Annotated in this window: 23 protein-coding genes; 6 read left to right on the top strand and 17 right to left on the bottom strand. The window is 68.3% G+C overall.

The genetic code is table 11. The features are described 5' to 3' along the window. Window positions 1-18 precede the first annotated feature (18 nt). The 5 genes from U4012_RS01295 to U4012_RS01275 form a co-directional block, all read right to left on the bottom strand. Window positions 19-894, bottom strand: coding sequence for a PilZ domain-containing protein (locus tag U4012_RS01295; protein WP_321795487.1), 876 nt, complete (start codon window positions 892-894; stop codon window positions 19-21). Window positions 895-972: 78 nt separating this feature from the next. Next, a complete protein-coding gene (locus U4012_RS01290) occupies window positions 973-3519 on the bottom strand; it encodes a penicillin-binding protein 1A (RefSeq protein WP_321795485.1) in 2547 nt (848 codons plus the stop codon). Window positions 3520-3715: 196 nt separating this feature from the next. Then, a complete protein-coding gene (lhpH, locus tag U4012_RS01285) occupies window positions 3716-4723 on the bottom strand; it encodes a trans-3-hydroxy-L-proline dehydratase (RefSeq protein WP_124484865.1) in 1008 nt (335 codons plus the stop codon). 60 nt (window positions 4724-4783) lie between these two features. Further along, window positions 4784-5905 (bottom strand): branched-chain amino acid ABC transporter substrate-binding protein, encoded by a 1122-nt coding sequence (locus tag U4012_RS01280; RefSeq protein WP_257772573.1) that lies wholly within the window; start codon window positions 5903-5905, stop codon window positions 4784-4786. 121 nt (window positions 5906-6026) lie between these two features. Continuing rightward, on the bottom strand, window positions 6027-6764 hold the full coding sequence (locus tag U4012_RS01275; RefSeq protein ID WP_044843075.1) for a FadR/GntR family transcriptional regulator: 738 nt from the start codon (window positions 6762-6764) through the stop codon (window positions 6027-6029). Window positions 6765-7025: 261 nt separating this feature from the next. Here U4012_RS01275 and lhpI point away from each other — a divergent pair, with 261 nt between their 5' ends. The 3 genes from lhpI (at window position 7026) to U4012_RS01260 (ending at window position 9353) form a co-directional block, all read left to right on the top strand. After that, window positions 7026-7961 carry a bifunctional Delta(1)-pyrroline-2-carboxylate/Delta(1)-piperideine-2-carboxylate reductase gene (gene lhpI / locus U4012_RS01270; RefSeq protein WP_321795478.1) on the top strand — a complete coding sequence of 312 codons (936 nt, stop codon included), beginning with the start codon at window positions 7026-7028 and terminating at the stop codon, window positions 7959-7961. Between the two features lie 187 nt (window positions 7962-8148). After that, window positions 8149-8556 (top strand): response regulator transcription factor, encoded by a 408-nt coding sequence (locus tag U4012_RS01265; protein WP_044843073.1) that lies wholly within the window; start codon window positions 8149-8151, stop codon window positions 8554-8556. A gap of 17 nt (window positions 8557-8573) precedes the next feature. Beyond that, complete coding sequence (locus U4012_RS01260; protein WP_044843072.1) at window positions 8574-9353, top strand: helix-turn-helix domain-containing protein; 780 nt, start codon at window positions 8574-8576, stop codon at window positions 9351-9353. Window positions 9354-9373: 20 nt separating this feature from the next. On the opposite strand, the gene U4012_RS01255 is transcribed toward U4012_RS01260, so the two are convergent. From U4012_RS01255 to U4012_RS01230, 6 genes are all read right to left on the bottom strand, one after another. Beyond that, window positions 9374-9727: a metal ABC transporter ATPase gene (locus U4012_RS01255; protein ID WP_124665889.1), complete on the bottom strand. Its 354-nt coding sequence runs from the start codon at window positions 9725-9727 to the stop codon at window positions 9374-9376. 169 nt (window positions 9728-9896) lie between these two features. Next, window positions 9897-10136 carry a UDP-glucose 4-epimerase gene (locus tag U4012_RS01250; RefSeq protein WP_124519488.1) on the bottom strand — a complete coding sequence of 80 codons (240 nt, stop codon included), beginning with the start codon at window positions 10134-10136 and terminating at the stop codon, window positions 9897-9899. Between the two features lie 16 nt (window positions 10137-10152). Continuing rightward, window positions 10153-10443: a DUF1488 domain-containing protein gene (locus tag U4012_RS01245; protein ID WP_044843069.1), complete on the bottom strand. Its 291-nt coding sequence runs from the start codon at window positions 10441-10443 to the stop codon at window positions 10153-10155. 103 nt (window positions 10444-10546) lie between these two features. After that, the gene (locus U4012_RS01240) at window positions 10547-10945 is read right to left on the bottom strand and encodes a DUF488 domain-containing protein (RefSeq protein WP_321795472.1); all 399 of its coding nucleotides are present in this window, start codon (window positions 10943-10945) and stop codon (window positions 10547-10549) included. Window positions 10946-11101: 156 nt separating this feature from the next. Continuing rightward, window positions 11102-12304 carry an amino acid aminotransferase gene (locus U4012_RS01235; protein ID WP_321795470.1) on the bottom strand — a complete coding sequence of 401 codons (1203 nt, stop codon included), beginning with the start codon at window positions 12302-12304 and terminating at the stop codon, window positions 11102-11104. Window positions 12305-12347: 43 nt separating this feature from the next. Beyond that, on the bottom strand, window positions 12348-13733 hold the full coding sequence (locus U4012_RS01230) for an amino acid permease (protein WP_124484873.1): 1386 nt from the start codon (window positions 13731-13733) through the stop codon (window positions 12348-12350). Window positions 13734-14051: 318 nt separating this feature from the next. Between U4012_RS01230 and U4012_RS01225 the strand changes: the two genes are divergently transcribed. After that, window positions 14052-14525, top strand: coding sequence for an Lrp/AsnC family transcriptional regulator (locus U4012_RS01225; RefSeq protein ID WP_044843065.1), 474 nt, complete (start codon window positions 14052-14054; stop codon window positions 14523-14525). A gap of 48 nt (window positions 14526-14573) precedes the next feature. Here the strand turns inward: U4012_RS01225 and U4012_RS01220 are convergent, their stop codons facing one another. Then, window positions 14574-15485 (bottom strand): EamA family transporter, encoded by a 912-nt coding sequence (locus U4012_RS01220; RefSeq protein WP_321795466.1) that lies wholly within the window; start codon window positions 15483-15485, stop codon window positions 14574-14576. A gap of 344 nt (window positions 15486-15829) precedes the next feature. Between U4012_RS01220 and U4012_RS01215 the strand changes: the two genes are divergently transcribed. Both U4012_RS01215 and U4012_RS01210 read left to right on the top strand, forming a co-directional pair. Continuing rightward, a complete protein-coding gene (locus U4012_RS01215) occupies window positions 15830-17503 on the top strand; it encodes an alkaline phosphatase family protein (RefSeq protein WP_321795464.1) in 1674 nt (557 codons plus the stop codon). A gap of 111 nt (window positions 17504-17614) precedes the next feature. Next, on the top strand, window positions 17615-19033 hold the full coding sequence (locus U4012_RS01210) for a cytochrome-c peroxidase (protein ID WP_321795462.1): 1419 nt from the start codon (window positions 17615-17617) through the stop codon (window positions 19031-19033). Between the two features lie 24 nt (window positions 19034-19057). Here the strand turns inward: U4012_RS01210 and U4012_RS01205 are convergent, their stop codons facing one another. The 5 genes from U4012_RS01205 to U4012_RS01185 all read right to left on the bottom strand — a co-directional run bounded on the left by U4012_RS01205 (window position 19058) and on the right by U4012_RS01185 (window position 23450). After that, window positions 19058-19789 (bottom strand): class I SAM-dependent methyltransferase, encoded by a 732-nt coding sequence (locus U4012_RS01205; protein ID WP_321795460.1) that lies wholly within the window; start codon window positions 19787-19789, stop codon window positions 19058-19060. A gap of 80 nt (window positions 19790-19869) precedes the next feature. Beyond that, on the bottom strand, window positions 19870-21180 hold the full coding sequence (locus U4012_RS01200; protein ID WP_321795458.1) for an FAD-binding oxidoreductase: 1311 nt from the start codon (window positions 21178-21180) through the stop codon (window positions 19870-19872). Continuing rightward, window positions 21177-21932 (bottom strand): amino acid ABC transporter ATP-binding protein, encoded by a 756-nt coding sequence (locus U4012_RS01195; protein ID WP_321795456.1) that lies wholly within the window; start codon window positions 21930-21932, stop codon window positions 21177-21179. The genes U4012_RS01200 and U4012_RS01195 overlap by 4 nt, the downstream gene beginning before the upstream one ends. Then, entirely contained in the window at window positions 21929-22585 is a 657-nt protein-coding gene (locus U4012_RS01190; RefSeq protein ID WP_059690035.1) for an amino acid ABC transporter permease, read from the bottom strand. Before U4012_RS01190 ends, U4012_RS01195 begins: the two co-directional genes overlap by 4 nt. 88 nt (window positions 22586-22673) lie before the next feature. Continuing rightward, the gene (locus U4012_RS01185; RefSeq protein WP_321795450.1) at window positions 22674-23450 is read right to left on the bottom strand and encodes an ABC transporter substrate-binding protein; all 777 of its coding nucleotides are present in this window, start codon (window positions 23448-23450) and stop codon (window positions 22674-22676) included. Window positions 23451-23601 lie beyond the last annotated feature (151 nt).

Raw genomic sequence — 23601 nt, 5'->3', positions numbered from 1 at the left:
GCTTCTCCGTTCGACACATCAGCGGACCTGATCCGCCTCCACCGCCCCCGACGAGAGGTCGAACAGCAGCGCCTTGAGGCGCATCCGGTCGGCGGCAGCGACTTCGTCGAACGCCGCGTGGTGAAGCGTCCAGCCCGACCCGGCCGGATCGGCATGCACCGCACGCACCGTCCCGTCGAGCGTCAGCAGCGCGACACGGTCCTCGTCCGCATACGGCAACTGCACGCGCAACGGCTCGCCGGCCGCCGCGAGCGGCCGGTCGAGCGCGATCGACAGTCCGTTCAGGCTGAGATCGCGCACGATCCCGATGCCGTCGGCCTGCGCCGGCCCACCCGTGCAGCGGGCCGCGATCCGTACCGGCACGCGCGGCTCCGCGCGCGTGCGCAACCGGTCGACGAAGCCCGGCGGCGACAGCACCATGAACGGCGCGGCGCCCGCTGCCTGCACCGCTTCGACGGTCGCACCGAAGCGCGACACGGCCGACCGGCCGATCGCGACCGCCTCGACGTCGTCGCCGCGGGCGAACTCGAGCACGACCGCCGGCTGCGGCTCGACGAACAGCGCGCCCGATGCGCCGACCCCGATCAACCGGCAGCGCTGCAGCACGCGGGTCGCGCCGACCCGCCGCCGGATGCCGATCGCGGCGCCGGCCGACAGCCCCATGCGCGTGGCCGCCGGCACGGCGTCGTGCGCCGGCGCGGCAGGCTCGGCGTCATCGCGCCGGCGCACCGGCCGGAAGTGATCGAACAGGAAGTCATGCTGCGCGGGATCGCGCAACGTCGTGCCGGCGGGCAGCAGCGCGGCGCCGCCGGCATCGTAGAGATCGAAGCCGAGCGGGACGCCGGCGGAGATGTCATCGCGCGCGAGCGCGACGTGATCGGTGATGAGCCGCATCGGAAAGGCGCGGAGCGACCGCGCGAGCTGTCGTGACAACGTTATTACGGCAGCCTCGCGCGAAATCTGAACGGCTCGTTACTCCGAACCGCTGGTCGCGTCGGGTGAAGCCGGTGTCGGCGCCGGCGCCGGCGTAGCGGAGGGCGCGACGGCCGGGGCGGAGCCGAGGCCGCCCCCGGCGTTGCCCGGGCTCGTCGCATTGCCGCCCGTCGCCGGCGGCTGCGCGACCGGCGGTTGCGACGCCGACAACGCAGCGGCCGATGCCGCCACCTCGGACGCGGGCACCCATTCCTCGACGATGCCGCCGGATGCCGCCTCGGGCGCCGACGCGCCGGATGCGGCCGACGCCGCGGCTGCGTCCGCCTCCGGCTCGCGCTCGATACGCTGCGTCCTGACGGGCGCCGCCGCCTGCTTCGGCTCGGGACCGAACCAGCCGTCGACCAGGTCCGTCACCCGTTCACGCACCGAAGCGAACCAGCCGGGCGACGGTTCGGTGTCGAATTTCAGCTTCGCGTCGACGATCCGGGCGCGTTGCGCGCGCTGGAAGAAGTCGCCGACGATCGGCAGCGCGCTGTGCGCGCCTTGCCCCCAGTAGTCGCTGCGCAGCGTCACGCGGCCGTCGTCGAAACCGACCCACGCGCCGGCCACCAGCCCGGGCTGCATCAGGATGAACCAGCCGTCCGCGTTGTCCTGCGTGGTGCCGGTCTTGCCGGCCACGTCGCCGCGAATGCCGAAGCGCGTACGGATGCTGCTGCCGGTGCCGCGCGTCACGACGCCGCGCATCACGTCGAGCAGCGTCTTGTCGGTTTCGGCGTCGAGCGCGCGCTCGGGCGGCGCCGGCGCGTATTCGGCGAGCACCTCGCCCCGGCGGTTCTCGATGCGCGTCACCATTTGCGGCTCGACGTACAGGCCGCCGTTCGCGATCGTCGCGTACGACGCGACCATCTCCTTCAGCGTCACGGGGCTCGTGCCGAGCGCAAGCGACGGCACGCGCTCGAGCGGGCTTTCGCGCACGCCCATGTCGCGCGCGAACCGCGCCACGGCCGCCGGACCGACCTTCTCCATCACCTGCGCGGTGATCCGGTTGCGCGACAGCGCGACCGCGTCGCGCAGCGTCATCGGCTTGCCCGTCGGCGGCGCGTCGTCGCTCGGCCGCCAGATCTCGCCGCCCTTCAGCGGAATCTCGACCGCCTGGTCGATGAAGGTGTCGTCCGGCTTCATCCCGTTCGCGAACGCGACGCCATAGACGAACGGCTTGAAGGTCGAGCCCGGCTGACGCCGCGCCTGCGCGACGTGATCGAACGGCTCGTTCGTGAAGTCGCGGCTGCCGACCCACGCGCGAATCTGCCCGTCGCGCGGATCGATCGCGACGAAGCCGGCCTGCACGTCGGTCTTCGCCTTGCACAGCGCGCGCATGAAGCCGCGGTCGGCGGCGAGTTGCTTCATCGCGGCCGCATCGTTCTTGCCGGCGTCCTGCGCGGCCTTGTATTCGGGCGACTCGCGCATGAAGGTGCGAAACACCTCGTTGTCGGTGCCGCAGCCGTCGCGGCCGCTCCACGCATTGTTCGCGATGCCCTGCAGCTGGTTCGCCTGCAGCGTCAGCGCCTGGGTCGCCATCTGCTGCAGACGCGAATCGATCGTGGTGCGCACGATCAGCCCGTCTGAATAGATGTTGTAGTCGTTGCGGTCGGCCCAGCCGATCAGCCATTTACGCAGTTGCTGCGCGAAGTGCGGCGCGGGCCCCGGCGGCTCCTTCTGGCGCTCGAAGTCGATGCGCAGCGGCCGGCGCTGCAACTGCGCGAACTGCGCCGGCGACAGCTTGCCGTACTTCACCATCTGGCCGAGCACCGTGTTGCGCCGCTGCAGCGCGCGCTCGGGATTCAGCACCGGGTTGTAGTAGCTGTTGCCCTTCAGCATCCCGACGAGCGTCGCGCTGTCGAGCACGTCGAGCTCGTCGGCCGACTTGTCGAAATAGGTGCGCGCGGCCATCTCGACGCCGTACGCGTTGTACAGGAACGGCACCGTGTTCAGGTAGGTCTCGAGGATCTGGTCCTTGCTGTAGACGGCCTCGATCTTCAGCGCGGTGATCGCCTCCTTCACCTTGCGCGTGAGCGTCGGCGCGCGGCCGATCTCGTCCGGATAAAGGTTGCGTGCGAGCTGTTGCGTGATCGTCGAGCCGCCCTGGCGGCTGCCCGAGAACGTATGGAGCGCGGCCGACGCAGTGCGCTTCCAGTCGAGACCGTGATGCTCGTAGAAACGATGGTCCTCGGTGGCGATCAGCGCGTCGACCATGTGCGGCGAGATCTGCTTGAGCGACACCCATTCGCGGTTCGACGGCTTGAATTCCGCCAGCACCTTGCCGTCGGCGGACAGCACCTGCGCCGGCTGGTCGACGCGCGCCTTGCGGATGTCGCCGATGCCCGGCGTGAACGGAATCAGCACCAGCACGTACAGCAGGAACAGCGCGGGCACGGCGGCAGCCGCGCGCAGCACGCCGCGGCGCGTCGGATGACGGAGATGGTGCCAGGCGCTGGCCAGGACACGCTTGACGAGCACGGCGGCAGCGGCCGCGACGGGTTGGGCGCGCGCGACCCATTTGGCACTGAGGTCACGCACTGACGACACGTTTCGGCGATTCACGCGGGTGGGGGATCTGCTGGAAAGGCTGCATCGTACCAAAACTCGCGCCGCCCACCGGCCGGCGGCCGTCCCGGGCCTGCGCGAACGGCGTCCGGGCGTGCATTTTTACAACAAAAAAAGGCGCGCGCCCCGCAACGGGGCCGCGCGCCAAGCCTGGTACAACGGTGCCGTGCGCCGCTGCTCAGCGCACGAGAAAACCGTAGGTCAGCGGATCGCGCTCGTCGACGATCCAGTTCGCGAATCCGCAGATGTGTGCGCTGCCCTCCACTTCCGGGATCACGGCCGGGATGTCGCCGACCGTCGTCTCGCGCAGCACGCGCCCCTTGAACACGGTGCCGACGATCGACTCGTTGACGAGCGTGTCGCCGGCCGCGAGCCGGCCGCGCAGGTACAACTGCGCGACGCGGCCGCCGGTGCCGGAGCCGGTCGGCGAACGGTCGACCTCGCGATCCGCGAACACGCAGCAATTTGCCTGCGTCGAGCCCGGATGGCGCGGCGCGTTCGCGATGATCGTGCCGTAGATATGGTTGATCTCCGGAATCTCCGGATGCACGACCGGATATTTCGCGTTCGCGGCGGCCTTCACTTCGGCGCCGAAGCGGATCAGCTTCTCCACGGCCGCCTCGCGCACCGGCAGGTCGAACGGCGCGCCGTCGACGTAGAAATAGAACGCGCCGCCATACGCGATGTCGCCGGTCACGGTGCCGAACGACGGCGTGTCGACCGACACGTCGCGCTGCCAGATGAACGACGGCACGTTGACGAAGCGCACCGGCCCCGCATGCTCGCCGTCCCATTTCACGAACGCCTCGATGAAGCCGCATGGCGCGTCGATGCCGACGCGCGTCTCCGGCACCGTGCGCTGCACCCAGCCGAGCTCGACCGCGGCGGTCGACAGCGCGATCACGCCGTGCCCGCAATGGTCGCTGTAGCCTTCGTTGTGCACGAAGATCACGCCGAAATCAGCGTTCGGCGACACCGGCTCGGTCAGGTAGCCGCCGTACATGTCGGCGTGGCCGCGCGGCTCGAACATCAGCGCGCGGCGGATCTCGTCCGCGTTCTCCTTGAGCCATGCGCGGCGCTGGACGATCGTGTCGCCGGGCAGGCGCGGCAACCCGCTCGTGACGATGCGGAACGCTTCTCCGCCGGTATGCACTTCGACGGTGGAAAGGGATCGGGAAATTTTCATGAAGATCGAAAGCGTGAAGACGAACGACGGCGCACCGGCGCCGTCGTTCCGGTAGCGGTTTTACTTCGCGTACGGTTCGGGCAGCCCGTTGCGGATCACGTAGACGCTGGTCGGCGCGCCCTTCAGGTCGCCGCGTTCGTCGAACGAATAGGTGCCCGCGACGCCCGCATAGTTCGACTTCGCCAGCTGCGCGATCAGCTTCGCCTTGTCGGTGGTCGTGCCGGCCTTGACCATCGCGTCGGCGAGCAGCTTCATGCCGTCGTAATAGTTGACGCCGTAGACCTGCGTATCCGTGTGATAGGTGTCGTGGTACTTCTTCAGGAATTCGCGGCCGGCCGGCGTCTTCTCGAGCGCGACGCCGCCCTGCGCGCAATAGACGATCGACGCGGCCTCGCCCGCGACCTTGCCCATGTCGGCCGAGCAGATGCCGTCGCCGCCGAGCAGCTTCGCGCGCAAGCCGCGCTGCTTCATCTGCTTCGCCATCGGCGCGCCCTGCGCCGCATAGCCGCCGAGGAAGATCACGTCGGGATTGCTGGCCTTGATCTTGGTGAGAATGCCGAGGAAATCGGTGGCCGACGAGTTCGTGTACTCCTGGTCGACGATCTTGATTCCGTTCGCCTTCGCGACGTTCATGAACTGCTCGGCGACGCCCTGCCCGTACGCGGTGCGATCGTCGATGACCGCGGCGGTTTTCGCGTTCAGCGTCTTCGCGGCGAAGGTCGCCATCGTGCCGCCGAGCTGTTCGTCGCTCGCGCCGATCCGGAAGATGTTCTTGAAGCCCTGCCGCGTGAGTGCCGGATTCGACGCGACCGGCAACATCGGGACGCCTGCGTTGCTGTACACACGCGATGCCGGGATGGCGACGCCCGAGTTGTACGGCCCGAGCACCGCGACCACGCCCTTGTCGACCAGGTTCTGCGCGACCTGCACGCCCGCTTTCGGGTCGGCCTGGTCGTCGTCCGACACCAGCTTGAACGTGACCGTCTTGCCGGCCACCTTCACGCCCGCCTTGTTGAGCTCGTCGACGGCGAGGCGCGCGCCGTTTTCATTGTCCTTGCCGTTCGCGGCCTGCGGGCCGGTGAGCGGCGCCGAATGGCCGATCATCACGACTTCCTGCGCGTGCGCGGCGCTCAGCGCGCCGGCGGCAACGGCCACCGAGAGCGCGGTAACGAAGTGTCGCATGGTGTCTCCTGATTGGTTTTGTGTGAAACCAATGTAGGACACATGTGGTCACCATGCAAGCAATTTCAAAAAGTTTTTTGCGATTCTGGTCATTTTTTAGACCAGAGCGAGGTGGCGCGCATTACTTCGGCGTGATGTCGCGACGCACGCGAAGAATGTGCTGCTCGACATAGAACGCGGCCGCATCGGCGTCGCCGGACACGATCGCCTCGTAGATCAGCCGGTGCTCGGACACGTAGAGCCGGATCCGGCCCGCGTCGTAGATGCCGTCGTCCTTCAGCCGCTTCCACAGCGGCTGGTCCATCGTCTTTGCGACTTCGTCCGCGATCTTCACGATCAGCGCGTCGCCGGTCATCAGCGCGAGCTGCCGGTGGAACAGCCGGTCGCTCTCGTTCCACAGCGCGCGCTGCTGCGGATCGTCGATGTCGGAGACGGTTTCCATCTGTGCGAGATAGCCTTCGGCGACGGGATCGGCGCGACCGTGCGCGGCCGCGAGGCGCGCGATCGCGGGCTCGAGGATGAGCCGCACGTCGAGCGTCGACGTCGGGCTGAAGTCGGCATCGGGCGCGCCTTGCGGGTCGCCGCGCTGCGCAAGTACGTCGAGCGGCGCCGGCACGACGTAGGTGCCCGAATTGCGCTTCGTGAACACCAGCCCTTCGTTCTGCAACGCGCCCAGCGCCTCGCGCACGGCCGGCCGGCCAACCTGGAACAGCGCCGCGAGTTCGCGCTCCGACGGCAGCCTCGAATCGGCCGCGTAGCGCCCCGCGCGAATCTCGTCGCGAATCCTTTCGGCGACCTGTTCGTAGATCTGCAGCGGCCGGAAACCGGCTTCGAGCGATTCGGGACGTGCGGACATCATCTAGGGCTCCTGCCCGGTCGGGTGGGGGATCGGGAATGCGTCGCACTATACCGGAGCGGTACCGGCGCCGGTGCGCGCGACGCCCATCTGGACGGATATTAGAACCAAAAGCGGCCGTCCGCTGGCTTTTCCGGCTTGCCGGGTGGCCGGAAACTGGTATAGATTTGATCCAAACCGCCTGCCATCGCGACAGCCGGCCGCCTCCGTGGCGAGCGCGCGATGCGCCGTCTCCCACGCCCACCGCCCCAACCGACCGACACGATGACCGCCCTCTCCCGGATTCCCTCTTTCGACGCCGCCGAAACGGCCGCGCTGCTCGACTACCCCGCGCTGCTCGCGACGCTCAGGCACACCGTCGCCGAATACGCGGGGGGCGAGATCGTCAGTCCCGAACGCCTGGTCGTGCCGCTGCAGGCCGGCGGCGTGATGCTGTCGATGCCGTCGAGCGCGCGCGACCTCGCGAGCCACAAGCTCGTGAACGTGTGCCCCGGCAACGGCGCGCGCGGGCTGCCGACGATCCTCGGGCAGGTGAGCGCATACGATGCGACGACCGGCGAGCTGCGCTTCGTGCTCGACGGCCCGACGGTCACCGGGCGCCGCACGGCGGCCGTTACCGCGCTGGGCATCCAGGCGCTGCACGGCGCCGCGCCGCGTGACATCCTGCTGATCGGCACCGGCAAGCAGGCGGCCAATCACGCGGAAGCGCTCGCGGCGATCTTTCCGGACGCGCGCCTGCACGTGCGCGGCTCGCGCGCCGACAGCGCGGCCGCGTTCTGCGCCGCGCACCGCGCTCAGGCGCCGCAGCTCGCGCCGCTCGACGGTGATGCGATTCCCGATGCGATCGATGTCGTCGTCACGCTGACGACGAGCCGCACGCCCGTCTATCGCGAAGCAGCACGCGAAGGCCGCCTCGTGGTCGGGGTCGGCGCGTTCACCGCGGATGCCGCCGAGATCGACGCCGATACCGTGCGCCACAGCCGGCTCGTCGTCGACGATCCGGCCGGCGCGCGCCACGAGGCCGGCGACCTGATCGTCGCGCAGGTCGACTGGCAGCAGGTCGCGTCGCTCGCCGACGTGCTGCGCGGCGCCTTCGCGCGCGGCGGCCCGCTGCTGTTCAAGACCGTCGGCTGCGCCGCATGGGATCTGGCCGCGTGCCGCACGGCACGCGACGCGCTGGCCGCGCGCCGGCACGGCTGATTCGACGGCGGCGGCGGCGACCGGCAACCTGCCGGTTGCACCACGCACGCCGGCCAGCGCGGCTCGGGCGTCGCCGCCGCCTTCCCGTACGCGTTGTAGGAATCGCCCTACAACACGTCGAAGCGGCCTACACAAACTTCCAGTTCGGCCGATTTCATTTTTGGCGGCGCAACACGATACTGCCGGCATGAATGCCAGCCTGTCACCCGCCGTCGCGCTCAGGGTGTTTCTCGTCGATCACGCCATCGCCGTCCGGCAACGGATCGCGCTGCTCGTCGGCGCGATCCGCGGCGTCGCGGTCGTCGGCGAAGCGGAAGACGGCCAGGACGCGTGGATGCACATCCGCAGCAGCCACGCGGACGTCGTGATCGTCGACCTGCGGCTCGCGGACGGCAGCGGTCTCGACCTGATCGGGATGCTGTCGAAGGCCACGCCGCGCGTCATCACGATCGTGCTGACGAACCACTCGGCGGCGGCATTCAGAGAGGCATGCGCGGCGGCCGGCGCCGATTATTTCTTCGACAAGACCGCCGAATTCGACGCCGCATGCCGCGTCATCGAATCCCTGGTGCACGCTCGCGCGCACCACCCCTGATCGAGCCGGAGTGACTCATGTCTACCGCCACTGCCTGCGCCACCGCCCCGCCCGTCGCGCCTCGGCCAACGACTCCGCTTCGTGCGGTCGCGCGCACCGACGCCGTCAAAACCCCGGCCGCGCGCTGCTCGGGCTGCGCGATGCGCTCGATGTGCCTGCCGCCCGACCTGACTGCGGACGAGTACGGCCGCCTCGACGCGATCATCTGCTCGACCCGGCAGGTTCGCCAGGGCGACGCGCTGTTCCGCATCGACGACCCGTTCCACAGCATCTATGCAGTCCGTGCGGGCTCGTTCAAGACGGTGATGATGCATCGCGACGGCCGCGAGCACGTGACCGGCTTCCAGATCGCCGGTGAAACGCTCGGCATGGACGGCATCGGCAGCGGCCAGCACTGCTGCGACGCGATCGCGCTCGAGGACAGCGTCGTGTGCATCATCCCGTTCGGCGCGCTCGAGGCGGCGTGCCGCGAGATGAAGCCGATGCAGCATTTCCTCTACCAGATGCTGAGCAGCGAGATCGTCCGTGAATCGAGCCAGATGCTGCTGCTCGGCACGATGTCGGCCGAGCAGCGCGTCGCGCAGTTCCTGCTGAACCTGTCGGCGCGCTTCGAGGCGCGCGGCTATTCGGCATCGGAATTCAACCTGCGGATGACGCGCGAGGAAATCGGCTGCTATCTCGGCATGAAGCTCGAGACCGTCAGCCGGATGTTCTCGCGGTTCCATCGGGATTCGCTCGTCGAAACGCGCGGCAAGCGCGTGCGGATCCTCGACGCGCAGGCGCTCGCGCAGGTCTGACGCCCGACGCGCGGCCGGCGTCATTGCGCGGCCGCGCCCGTCGTGGCCGCATGCCGCGCGACCGCTTCGGGTTCGCCGGCCTGCCAGGCGGACAGCGCCTGTTCGGCTTGCGCGAACACGCGCCGTATCGTTTCGTTCACGTCATCGCCGCTGCTGCCCGGCAGCACCGCCGGCGCGCGATCATGCATGAGCAGTTCGAGGCGCACGTCGTAGGTCCGGCCGCCGTCGCCGGTCGTGCGCGACTCGATCGCCAGCAGGCAATCGTCGAGCCGCGCGCGGAATCGTTCGAGCCGCACCAGCTGCGCCCCCGCTTCGCCTTCGAGCGCGGCGGAACCCGCGAATCCGACGCAGACGATCTGCATGCCCACGCCCATGTCGTTCCTCCTGACGCGGTCGCCGCTCGTCGACCGGATTGCCTGCCCCATGTTTCCCTGCCCTGCCCGCCGCGGAATCCGCCCGCACGCATGTCGCGCGGCGCGACGACCGATGCGGCGATCACTGCCGTGGCAGCATTGCCTCCGCGCGCCGTCGGCGCGAGGCGGTTCACATGCTGAACGTCTGCGACGCCTTCATTTCGATCCACGTCATCCCGGCCCGCAACCCTTCGATCGCGGCCTCGTGCTCCGTGGGATATGCATGACTGTGCTCGAACGTGTGGTGAAAGCGCGCCGGCCCCGTGCCGTGCTCGACCGACACACGGCAGCGGAACTCGCCGGATTCGCACTGTCGCGTCTCGATCTCGACCGACCAGTCGCGTTCATGAATCGTGCCTTGCAGTGTCATGCGTCCTCCTGCGGAATCAGCCGTCCATCCGGAAGTGACCACTGTGCAGCAACACCGGCCGGCCGCCGATTTCGTCGAGCATTTGTCGTGCCTTCGCCTCGATCGCCGACCGGTGCGCATCGAACGCATCCAGCAAATCCCGTTCCAGCAGCGACGGCGCACCGAAATGGTCTTCCAGTGCTTCGGCCGTGATCGCGCACTGCACGCAACGGCCGTCGACCAGCGCCGAAAATGCGACGACCAGATCGCGCGCGCAATATTCGGGCGGTTCGGGTGGAAAGGCAATCTGCATCTGTCCGCCTGTCATCGTCGGGGCAATTCATGACATGAGCATAGCGGCCCGCGGCACCGCACGCTTGACCCACGTCAACCGGTTCGCTGCGCCGCACGAAGCGACGCCCGGCGGGCGCTCAGCCCGCTTCCGCGTCGATCGACGCGCCGCGCTCCGCCAGCAGTTCGCGCAGCACGCTGCGATGGCAGCGGCGCTCGTCCTCGCAGTAGCAGCCGATCGAGAACGCGCTCGTCGCCGACAGCGCGGCGAGCAGGTCCAGCACCTTCGGTGCGTCGCCGTGCGCCATTTCCGCGCGAAAGTGGCGCGTGAACGCACGCCATTCGGCGTCGGTTTCGGCAGCCTGCGCCTGCGCGACCAGCTCAGGGCTCGGCGACAGCGTCGGCAGCCATACATCATAGTAGTTGCGCGATGCGAATTCCGCCTTGGGTACCCCGCGCGGCGGCCGCCGCACCGTGCCGATCCTCAGGCCCTCGCCGGCCGCGCGCGGCGTGCCGAGCCGTACGATTCGAATTGCCATGCCGCTCCTTCGTCTTGCGTTCGATCCGCCATCGTACCGCCGCGCCGCCGCCACGCAAGAAAAAACCGGCTGCCTCCGCGCAAGAAAAAACCGGCTGCCTCCGCAAGGGAGACAGCCGGTTCATGCGATGCGATCGGGCGCTCGGGGGCGCACCGGTCAGACGCCGCTCTTCAGCACCTTGCCGATCGCATCCGCGACGATGCCGACGTTCGAATCGTTCAGCCCCGCGACGCACATGCGACCCGAACGCAGGATGTACACGCCGTGCACTTCGCGCAGCGCATCGACCTGCGATTCGGTCAGACCCGTGTACGTGAACATCCCGCGCTGCTTCACGTAGCGCGTGAGGGCTTCGCCGCTGACGTAGTCGCGCAGGCCGTCGTGGATCGACTGGCGCATCCGCGCGATCCGGCGGCACATCGCGGCGAGCTCCTCTTCCCACTGCTTGCGCAGCGCGGGCGTGTTCAGCACGGTCGCGACGACCTTCGCGCCGTAGGTTTGCGGGTTGCTGTAGTTCGAGCGCACCGCGCCGGCCAGCTGGCCCAGCACGCGCTCGGCCGCGGCCGCATCGTCGCAGACGACGCTCAGGCCGCCGACGCGCTCGCCATACAGCGAGAAGTTCTTCGAGAACGAGTTCGCGACGAGTGCCGGCACGCCGCGGCGGGCCAGTTCGCGCACGGCGAACGCGTCCGCGTCGAGGCCCGCGCCGAAGCCCTGGTACGCCATGTCGACGAACGGCAGCAGCCCGCGCGCCTCGATCACGTCGATCAGCTTCTCCCACTGGCCTTCGTCGAGATCGACGCCGGTCGGGTTATGGCAGCACGCGTGCAGCAATACGATGCTGCGCGCCGGCAGCGCGTCGATCGCCGCGAGCATCGCGTCGAACTTCAGGCCGCCCGTCGCTTCGTCGTAGTACGGGTACGTGTTCACCGTGAAGCCAGCGCGCTCGAAGATGAAGCGGTGGTTTTCCCAGCTCGGGTCGCTGAGCCACACCTGCGCGTCCGGGAAGTAGCGCTTCAGGAAATCGGCGCCCACTTTCAGCGCGCCCGAGCCGCCCAGCGTCTGCACGGTCGCGATGCGGCCGGCCGTGCGCGCCGGATGATCGGCACCGAACACCAGCGCCTGCACGGCGTCGCGATACGCGGCGAGGCCGACCATCGGCAGGTAAGGCTTCGGGCCGAGGTCGCGCTGCAGCGCCGTTTCGGCTTCGCGCACGGCCCCCATCACGGGAATCCGGCCTTCGGCATCGAAATAGATGCCGATGCTCAGGTTGACCTTCTGATCGCGCGGATCTTTCTGGAAGTTCTCGTTGAGCGTCAGGATCGGATCGCCCGGGTACGCGTCGATGTGTTCGAACATGGCTATGTCGGTCTCGTTTGGAAGAATGGTCGGGATGCCCGTGTCAGCGCGCGGACGCGCCGTCGCGCATCACATAGTCCGCATTCTTCTGACGGAAGCGATACCCGACCGCGAGCACCGCGAGCCATACGGGAATCAGGTACACCGACAGGCGGAGATCCGGCGTCAGGTACATCACGACGAGAATGCCGGCCATGAACGCCAGGCACAGGTAATTCGTGAAAGGATAGCCCAGACTGCGGAACGAAGTCTGCTCTCCGGCGATGCGCTTGGCCTGGCGGAACTTCAGGTGGATCAGCGTGATCATCGCCCAGTTGATGATCAGCGCCGACACGACGAGGCCCATCAGCACCTCGAACGCCTTGCCCGGCATGAAGTAGTTGACCAGCACGCACGCGCCGGTGGCAAGCGCCGACGCGCCGAGCGCGGCGAGCGGAATGCCGCGCTTGTTCACCGAGCACAACACCTTCGGCGCGTTGCCCTGCTTCGCGAGGCCGAACAGCATCCGGCTGTTGCTGTACACGCCGCTGTTGTAGACCGACAGCGCGGCCGTCAGCACGACCACGTTCAGCACGTTCGCGACCAGGTTGCTGCTCAGCGCGTGGAAGATCAGCACGAACGGGCTGCCGCCGGTGACGACCTTCTCCCACGGATACAGCGACAGCAGCACGGCGAGCGCGCCGATGTAGAAAATCAGGATCCGGTAGATCACCTGGTTGGTCGCGCGCGGAATGCTGTGCTTCGGATCGTCGGCCTCGGCCGCGGTGATGCCGATCAGCTCCAGCCCGCCGAACGAGAACATGATCGCCGCCATCGACATCACGAGCCCCGACACGCCGTTCGGGAAGAAGCCGCCGTGCTGCCACAGGTTCGCGACGCTCGCTTCCGGCCCCGCATGGCCGCTCGCGAGCAGCCAGCCGCCGAAGCCGATCATCCCGACGATCGCGGCGACCTTGATGATCGAGAACCAGAATTCCGTCTCGCCGTACGACTTCACGCTCGCCAGGTTCAGCAGGTTGATCGCGACGAAGAACACCAGCGCCGACACCCAGGTCGGCACGCCGGGCCACCAGTACTGCACGTAGATCCCGACGGCCGACAGCTCGGCCATGCTGACGAGGATGTACAGCACCCAGTAGTTCCAGCCGGACAGGAAGCCGGTGAAGTGGCCGACGTACTTGTCGGCGAAGTAGCTGAACGAGCCGGCGACCGGCTCGTCGACCACCATCTCGCCGAGCTGGCGCATGATGAAGAACGCGACGACGCCGGCCACCGCGTAGCCGAGCAGCACGGACGGGCCGGCCATCTTGATCGTCTGCGCGATGCCGAGGAACAACCCCGTGCCGAGCGCGCCGCCGAGCGCGATCAGCTGGATGTGCCGGTTCTTCAGCCCCCGCTTCAGGCCGTCCTTCTCGTTTCCAGAAACCATGTCTTCTCCATTTTGCCCGCCTCCGCCGGAAGCGGTGCGGCGCGCCTCGGTGTGCCGGGCGCTGTTTTGCTGTGCCGGCGGCCGTTCGTGGAGCCGCCGGGTTGGGGACTGCAATCTTCGCGTGGCGACCCCCGATTTCTGTCGGCAGGCCCACCAGACCGGCCACCGACCGTCGCTCTCGCCGCCTTGCTGCAGGCGCACACGAAAATCCGGCGTCAGTTTAGCGTCGCGACAGCGAAATCGGGTTGCGTAACCGGCTCATGCAAACCCTACATTATGAGATAAGATTGCACGCGGGAGACAGATGAGGAAACAAAAATGCCTGAACCGGTTCTCGATCGCATCGATCGCCATTTGCTGTCGGTGCTGCAGGAGAACGGCCGTGCGTCGAACCTCGACCTGGCGAAGGCCGTCGGCCTGTCGCCCGCGCAGACGCTGCGACGCCACCGCCGGCTGGAGGAGATCGGCGCGATCCGCCGTTACGAAACCCGTCTGTGCCCCGACACGCTCGGGTTCGGCGTCACCGCGTTCGTACACGTGACGATGGAGCGCGGGCATATCCGCGACCTGTCGAAGTTCCAGAAACTCGTGTCGGATCTCGCGCAGATCCAGGAGTGTTTCTCGGTGACGGGCGATATCGACTACGTGCTGAAGGTCGTCGCGCGCGACCTGAAGGGGCTGTCCACGTTCCTGCTCGAAACGCTGATGCGGATTCCCGGCGTGAGCGGCGTGCATTCGAGCGTGTGCCTCGACGAGATCAAGTGCACGAGTGCGATGCCAGTGGAAGGCTGATGCGGCGCCGCGCGACCGGCGGGGCGATGCCCGGTTCGGCAGCCGCGCTCAGCGCACCGCCTCGAACGCGCTGATCAGCAACGCCCCGCACGCAATCACCAGACACCCGCCGGCGCGACGCGGCGTCAGCCGCTCGCCGAGATAGACGCGCGCGATCAGCGCCGCGAACACCACGCTCGTTTCGCGCAGCGCCGACACCGGGCCCATCGGCGCACGCTCCATCGCCCAGATCACGATCCCGTATGCGAGCGCCGCGCACACGCCGCCGCATGCGGCCTTCGCCGTTTCACCGACATCCTGCGCGAGCCGCAGCGACCCCGCCCGCAGCCGGTAGTACGCGGCCATCAGCAAGCCGGTCAGCACGAACATCCACGCCGTATAGCCGACCGTGCTGCCGCTTTCCCGCACGCCGATCCCGTCGACCACGCTGTACGCGGCAATCGATACGCCGGTGGCGAACGCAGTCGGCAGCACCTGCGTCATCCGGTGCCGCGCGCCGCGGCCGCGCTCCAGCCCGATCGCCATGATGCCGGCGCAGATCAGCACGAGCCCGCCTTGCGCACCCGCGTTCAGGCGCTCGCCTGCGAACGCCGCGGCGCCCAGCGTAACGAGCAGCGGCGCGGTGCCGCGTGCGACCGGATAGGCGACGCTCAGGTCGCCGTGCTCGTAAGCGCGCACCAGCAGCAGCGTATAGACGACGTGGAGCACCGCCGACGCGACGACGCAGGCCCAGCTCGCGGGCGTGATCGGCGCGGCGGCCGGCAGGAACAGCAGCGCGAACAGCCCGATCGCGATCTGCAGCACCGTGGCCGAGCGCAACCGGTCGCCGCTGCTGCGCACGAGCGCATTCCACGACGCATGCAGGAAGGCCGCGCACAGGACCGCAAACAGAACGGGAATCGGCACGTTGAGCACTCGCTGACGGCCGGCAACGCGAAATCGTCGCCGCGGGCCAACCATCGTATGAATGCGTCACACGATTGTCAAAAAAAGAACGCGTCCCGGCACCCCACGAACCGGCCCGCCGCGCGCTGCCGCCCGCCCCGCGCGGCATGCGCGGCCGTGACCGTGCCCACCGCCCAATGTGTCGCCCAGGTTGCATCCGCGTGGCCCCTTTCCGCTTTCTTTCGCGCCGCGTCGCGCCGTAATGGAATCGATACCGCGGCGCAACCGTCGCGAAACCGGTCCGCCCCCATATCTTCATACCGAACTGCTTCAATGCCGGTGCTTTATCGCGTTCCGCGCCGGACCGACACGGCGACGGGGCCGATCTTCACCGTCGAAAGCCTACCTGGAGTTTCCCGATGTTCCGTCAAGCCTTGCTCGTCACCGCCTGCGCAGCCGCGGCGCTTGCGCTGTTCGCCTGCGGCGGCAGCGACGATCCCACGTCGACGCCCGCCGTGTCGTCGCAGGACGCGCTGCAGACCGCCACGCCGATCAAGCACGTCGTCGTGATCTACGGCGAAAACGTGTCGTTCGACCACTACTTCGGTACCTACCCGAACGCGTCGAACCCGTCCGGCGAACCGGCCTTCAACGCGAAGCCCGGCACGCCGACGATCAACGGGCTGACGGGCACGCTGCTCACCGCGAACCCGAACTTCACGAACACGGCCAACGGCACCGACGCCGCGAACCCGTTCCGCCTCGACCGCACGCAGGCCGCGACCGCCGACCAGAACCATGCGTACACGGCCGAGCAGCAGGCCGAGGACAACGGCCTCGCCGACCTGTTCCCGAAATACACCGGCAAGGGTTCGTCCGGCGGCGCCGGCGCGTTCGGCACGAAGGGCCAGGTGATGGGCTACTTCGACGGCAACACCGTGACCGCGCTGTGGAACTACGCGCAGCGCTTCGCGATGAGCGACAACGCGTACACGACGGTCTACGGCCCGTCGACGCCCGGCGCGCTGAACGTCGTGTCGGGCCAGACCAACGGGATGCAGATCGTCAAGACGTCGAAGCAGCCGTCGACGCTCGCCGCCACCTCGTACTACATCAACGACGGCCAGGGCGGCTTCACGATGATCAACGACGTCGACCCGGGCTTCGACGTGTGCTCGAGCACGACCGACCAGGCGATGATGAGCGGCAAGAACATCGGCGACCTGCTGAACGGCGCGAAGATCACGTGGGGCGGCTTCATGGGCGGCTTCAACCTGTCGACGACCAACAGCAACGGCACGACCGGCTGCAGCCGCAGCACCGTGGCCACCGCCGTGAACGCCGCGACGACCGACTACATCCCGCACCACAACTGGTTCCAGTACTACGCGTCGACCGCGAACCCGCAGCACACGCGCCCGAGCGCGGTCGCGGCGATCGGCTCGAGCCTCGAAGCCGACGGCAAGACGGCCGAACCGGCGAACCACCAGTACGACACCGACGACTTCTTCGCGGCCGTGAAGGCCGGCAACTTCCCGTCGGTCAGCTTCCTGAAGGCGCCGGCCGCGCAGGATGCGCACGCGGGCTACTCGGATCCGCTCGACGAGCAGGCGTTCGTGACGAAGGTCGTCAACTTCCTGCAGCAGCAGCCCGACTGGCAGAACACGGCCGTGATCGTCACCTATGACGACTCGGACGGCTGGTACGACCACGCGTACACGGCACCGACCCGCGCGTCGTCCGACGCGGTCGACCAGGTGAACGGCAACGGCAAGTGCGGCTCGGGCGGCACCACCGGCGTGAACGGCGGCACGGTGAATGGCCGCTGCGGCCCGGGTGTGCGCATTCCGCTCGTCGTGATCTCGCCGTACGCGAAGCAGAACTACGTCGACCACACGTTGATCGACCAGGCGTCCGTCGTGCGCTTCATCGAGGACAACTGGCTCGGCGGCCAGCGCATCGGCGGCGGTTCGTTCGATGCGACGGCCGGCGACCTGCGCGGGCTGTTCGACTTCTCGTCGAAGCCGAACACGGCGCCGCTGTATCTCGATCCGGCGCAAGGCACCGTGCTGAGCGCGGCGCCGTCGATCTGACCGGCATCGCGTAACCGGTCGCAGCAGGCAACAGCAGGCCGGCGCATCGTGCGCCGGCCGTTTCCGTTTAACGCGCCGCTTTCACACGGTGCCCGATTTTCGACCGACAGCATGACAGCTCGTCCCGCGTTCCCGTCTCCCGACGCATCCGGCGGCGCCGCGCCGCGTTCCCCTGCCCGCGTGCTGCGCCGCGCGGCGTTCGCGCTCGGCGCGGCCGTGTTCGCTTATGGCGCATTCGCGATCGCGTTTCCGGCCCGCACGCCGGCGGCGATCGGCGACGTCGTCGCCGGCTGGACGGGTGCGAATCCGCATCCGGTCGTGCTGCAGCGCCCAGCCGCGCAGCCGATGTCCGCGGTCGCGCAGCTCGGGCGCGCGCTGTTTGCCGATCCGTCGCTGTCGGCATCCGGCAAGCAGTCGTGCGCGTCGTGCCACAGCCCCGATCATGCGTACGGCCCGCCGAACGGGCTCGACGTGCAGCCGGGCGGCCTCGCGATGACGCAGCAGGGCTACCGCCCGCCGCCGTCGCTGATGTACCTGTATCGCCAGCCCAACTTCAGCATCGGCCCCGATGCCGGCGAAAACGACGCCGCGCCGAGCGTCGCGCAGCAGGCGGCATCCGCGGCCGGCGTAGTCAAGGCGCAGAAGGTGGCCGGCACGTCAGCCGCGCCGCAGCTCGTGCCGCAAGGCGGGATGTTCTGGGACGGCCGCGCCGATACGTTGCAGCAGCAAGCGCTCGGGCCGCTGCTGAATCCGGTTGAGATGGCCAATGCGAGCATCGACGACGTCGTGCGCAAGCTCGCGCAGTCGCCGCATCGCGCGCAGTTCGAGCAGCTGTTCGGGCCACGCGTGTTCGCCACGCCGCAGCTCGCGGTGTCGGAGGCGATGTTCGCGATCGCGCGCTATCAGGTCGAGGATCCGTCGTTCCATCCGTACAGCAGCAAGTACGATCGCTGGCTCGAAGGCCGCGCGCGCCTCACGCAGGCCGAGTTGCGCGGGCTGAAGCTCTTCAACGATCCGGACAAGGCGAATTGCGCGGGCTGCCACCTGTCGAAGCCCGGCAAGGACGGCTTGCCGCCGATGTTTACCGACTACCAGTACGAGGCGCTCGGCGCGCCGCGCAACAAGGCGCTCGCGCAGAACCGCAACCCGGCGTTCTACGATCTCGGCGTGTGCGGGCCGTTCCGCGAGGACCTGAAGGACCAGACGCAGTACTGCGCGATGTTCCTCACGCCGACGCTGCGCAACGCGGCGACGCGCCACGTGTTCTTCCACAACGGCGTGTTCCATACGCTCGACCAGGTGATGGCGTTCTACAACGAACGCAGCATCTCGCCGCAGAAGTTCTATCCGCGCGGCGCGGACGGCAAGGTCGACGTGTACGACGACATCCCGGCGAAGTACCGCGCGAACGTCGACGTGACGGACGCGCCGTTCGATCGCAAGCCCGGCGACCAGCCCGCGATGACCGAGCAGGACATCAAGGATATCGAAGCGTTTCTCGGCACGCTGACCGACGAGCCGGCACGCTGACGGCTGGCCCGCCGCCGCTTTTGGTCAGCGCTGCGCGCGGATGCAGAGGAACGCCGGCGCCAGCGACAGCTCCGCATGGAGCCGCTCCGACACGGCCTTCATCTCGGGCAGCGGCGTCGGTTCGATGAACCGGTCGAGCCGCCAGCCGGCGTCGGCGAGCGCGTTCAGGATGTCGGCAAGCGGCCGGCGCCACGCTTCGACATAGGGCTTCGGTTCGCCGAAACCCGACCAATGGAAGCCGAAACGGCTCGTATCGAAGTACGTGGCGTCCCCGCGTGTGCGCTCGTCCATCCAGTCGCGCATCGGGTGCGCCATCGAGAACACGAGCGTCCCGCCGGGCCGTGCGACGCGTCTGAATTCACGCAGCGTCGGGGCGAGGTCGCGCACGTAGTCGAGCGCGAGCGAGCACAGGATCTTGTCGAACGACGCGTCGGGCAGCCACGCGAGCGGCACCTCCAGGTCGCCCTCGACGACGTCGACCGTGAGGCCTGCGCAGCGCGTTTGCGCGAGCGCGACCATCTCGGGCGTGATGTCGAATGCGTGGACGGTCGCGCCGTGGCGCGCGAGATGCGCACTGCAGATGCCGGGCCCGCAGCCCGCGTCGAGCACCGTCAGGCCGTCGACGTCGCCGAGCAGCGCCATCGTTGTTGGACGCTCGTAGAGTGCGTTGTGCGCCTTGGTCGGCGCGATGTCCGCGTAGCGTTGCGCGAAGCTCGCGTAAGCGCGGCGGGCGGGAGGTTCGGTCGGGTCGGTCATGCGGCGTCCGTCGGTGGAAAGGCGGCAGGCCGATTCTGCCCGATCGGACGATGGATGGCGACCCGCCCCTCGCGCCGGCGTCAGGACAGGCTGTCGAGCAGCCGATACCACGCGACCCCGGCCGCGATATAGAAGCGCTGCAGCCCGTGCAATGGAATCGGCCGGATCGGCGTGACCCGGAACGGCAGCGGCAGTTGCGCATCGCCCGACAGATGCGCGGCCAGATGTTTGCCGAGCGTCGTCGCCATTGCGATACCGCGGCCGTTGTAGCCGAGCGCGATCGTCACGCCCGGCGCGGGCTCGTGCACGTGCGGCAGGAAATCCGCGGTGATCGCGACGCGCCCCGCCCAGCGGTATTCGAACCGGACGCCCGTCAGTTGCGGATAGAGCAGCGTCGTCGCACGCTCGAGATGGCGCCAGTCGCCCGGCGCACGCGGTTCGGAGAATGGGCCGCGGCCGCCCATCAGCAGGCGCCCGGCGGCGTCACGGCGGAAGTACAGCAGCAGACGCCGCGCATCTGATGCGACCTCGCCGCCGGAGAGGATGTCGCGACCAAGCTCCGGCGCGAGCGGTTCCGTCGCGACGATGAAACTGTTCGCCGCAATCACCGACTGGCGCAAGCCGGGCCACAGCCCGTCCGTATAGCCGTTGGTCGCGATCACGACGCGCTGGGCGGACAGCGTCGCGCCGCCCGACGTCGCGATCCGCCAGCGGCCGTCGACGCGCGTCAGCCCGGCGGCGCGGGTCGAGCCGTGCACGACGGCCCCGCTCGCCTGCGCGGCGCGCACCAGGCCGCGCGTAAAGCTGAGCGGCTGCACGCTGCCCGCGCGGCGATCGATCCAGCCGCCCGCATACGCATGCGTGCCGAGCCGCCGCGCGACGTCGTCGCGGCCGAGCACCTCGACCGGCGCACCGCGCGCGGCCCATTGCTGCGCCCGGCGTGCGACCGTGTCGAGCATCGCGGCGGTCGGCGCCGGCTGGATCCAGCCGTGGCGACGTGCATCGCAGTCGATCGCGTGCCGCGCGATCAGGTCGAACACGGTGTCGGCCGCGCCGCCGACGATGCCGGCAAGCTGCTCGCCGGCCGTATCGCCGAACCGGCGCACCAGTTCGTCCGGGTCGTATTTCAGCCCGGGAATCACCTGCCCGCCGTTGCGGCCCGACGCGCCCCAGCCCGGCTGCGCGCCGTCGATCACGCGAACGTTCACGCCGCGCTCGGCCAGGTGAAGTGCGGTCGACAGGCCCGTGAAGCCGGCGCCGACGATCGCCACGTCGCACGACACGGACGCGTCGAGCGCGGGCGTATCGGGTGCCGGCGCGGCGGTCGCCGCCCATAGCGAATCCGGCCACGGCGAGTCGGGCCATCCGGGTGCCGCGTTCGTTGCACTCATGTTCGATCCGGGTTGTCGGCGCCGTCCGACGCCAGCAGGCGGCGCAGGAATTCCTGCGTGCGGGGATGCGTCGGCTGCGTCAGCACGGCGCGCGCCGACCCGCTTTCGCAGATGGTGCCGTCGTGGAGGAAGCACACGCGATCGGCCACCTCGCGTGCGAACGCCATCTCGTGCGTGACGACCACCATCGTCATTCCGTCGCGGGCGAGCCCGCGCATCACGCCGAGCACTTCGCCGACGAGTTCGGGGTCGAGCGCCGACGTCGGCTCGTCGAACAGGATCGCCTGCGGCTCCATCGCGAGCGCGCGTGCGATCGCGACGCGCTGCTGCTGGCCGCCCGACAGCTCCGACGGATACGCATTCATCCGGTGCGCGAGCCCGACCTTGTCGAGCAGCGCGCGGGCCTGCTCGCGCGCTTGCGCGGCCGGCCTGCGACGCACGTGCACCGGCCCTTCCATCACGTTCTCGAGCGCCGTGCGGTGCGCGAACAGGTTGAAGCGCTGGAACACCATGCCGACGCGCATCCGGAGCTCGTGGATGCGCTTCGAATGTGCGTCGACCTTCACGCCGTCGATCGTGATCGACCCTTCGTCGTAGGTCTCGAAACCGTTGATACAGCGCAGCACGGTCGACTTGCCGGAACCGGACGGCCCGATCAGGCACACAACTTCACCCTGCTGCACGTCGAGGCTCACGCCCTTCAGCACCGCGTGTTGCTGAAACCGCTTGTGTATCGATTCGATCCTGATCATGCGCCCCTCCTCAGTGCGAGCCGCTTGCCGAGCCGGTTCACGCCGAACATCAGCGGCAGGCCGAGCGCGAGATACAGCAGCGCGACGAGCGTGTAGACGCTCATGTTCTGGAACGTCGACGACGCGATCAGCTGGCCGGCACGCGTGATTTCCGCGACCGTGATCGTCGACGCGACCGATGAATCCTTCAGCAGCATCACGAGCGTATTGCCGTACGGCGGCAGCGCGATGCGGAACGCCTGCGGCAGCACCACGCGCCGCATGATCATCGGGCCGCGCATGCCGATTGCGTGCGCGGCTTCGATCTGGCCGCGATCGATCGCCTCGATGCCGGCGCGGAAGTTCTCGGCCTGGTACGCCGAATACGCGATGCCAAGGCCGAGCACGCCGGCCTGGAACGCCGACAGTTGCACGCCGAGATCGGGCAGCACGAAGTACATGTAGAACAGCTGCACGATGATCGGCAGCCCGCGGATCACGTTGACGATCGTGCTGCCGGCCGTCGACACCGCCCGGTTGCGCGACACTTTCATCAGCGCGAGGATCAGTCCGAGCACCGAGCTGAGCACGAACGCGCATGCCGTGATCTCGACGGTGATCACCGCGCCCTTCAGCAGGATCGGCAGGAAATCGATCGCGTTCTGAAAAAACATGAGGTCTCCTATGCGACGCCCGAACGGCGCGCCGCGGTGGATGCCCGCGACGCGCGGGCGATGCCGGACGGGAATCGGGCGCCGGTGCTCAGCTCATGTGCCACTTCTGCAGGATCTGCTGCAGCGTGCCGTCGCTCTTCATCTTGCGGATCGCGCCGTTGAGCTGTTCGAGCGTCGCGGTGTCGCCTTTGCGCACGATGAAGCAGACCTGCCCCTTCACCACGCTCTGGTATTCCGGCACGAGCCGCACCTGGCGATTGACGCCGTGCTCGATCTGGTACGCGACGATCGGCTGGTCGGCGAAGCCGGCCTTGATGCGCCCGAGTGCGACGTCGCGCATGATGTCGGCGATCGAATCATAGGTCCGGACTTCCTTGAAGATGCCCTTCTTGTTGAGCGCATCGACGAACGCGGTGCCGACCTGCGCGCCGACCACCTGCCCGTTGAAATCGTCCATCGACGTATAGCGGCCCGGATTGTCAGCCTTCACGATCAGGCCTTCGCCGAACGAGTAGACGGTGTCGGAGAAATCGACGACCTGCTGGCGCGCCGGCGTCTTGAGCATCGCGGCCGAGATGATGTCGATCTTCTGCGTGGTGAGCGACGGGATCAGCGCCGAGAACACGGTCTGCTGCACGTCGACGCGAAACCCGGCCGACTTCCCGGCTGCGGTGATCGCATCGACCATCATCCCCTGGATCGAATTGCTCTTGACGTCGAGAAACGTGAACGGCACGCCGGTGGCCGTCGCGCCGACCTTCAGCGTGGGCTCGGCCGCAACGGCGCTCGCAGAAGCCGTCGAGAGTGCGATACAGGTGGCGAAACCGGCGGCCAGTGCGCCGAACCGCTTGATGAACGAAACCATGACGTCTCCTTCTCGATTAACCCGGTGCGTCGGCCGGCCGCTGATCGACACTGCGACGATGACCCGATCTTAAAACGAATCAAAAATATCGCGAAAAGATTTTTGCGTATCGATATTCGATACGATAGGATGCGATATCGAATCGATCACG

Source organism: Burkholderia sp. BCC1988 (genome assembly GCF_905339895.1).
Classification (GTDB): Bacteria; Pseudomonadota; Gammaproteobacteria; order Burkholderiales; family Burkholderiaceae; genus Burkholderia.
Note: the sequence above shows the minus strand (reverse complement) of the source record. Positions and strands in the feature narration are given on the sequence as shown.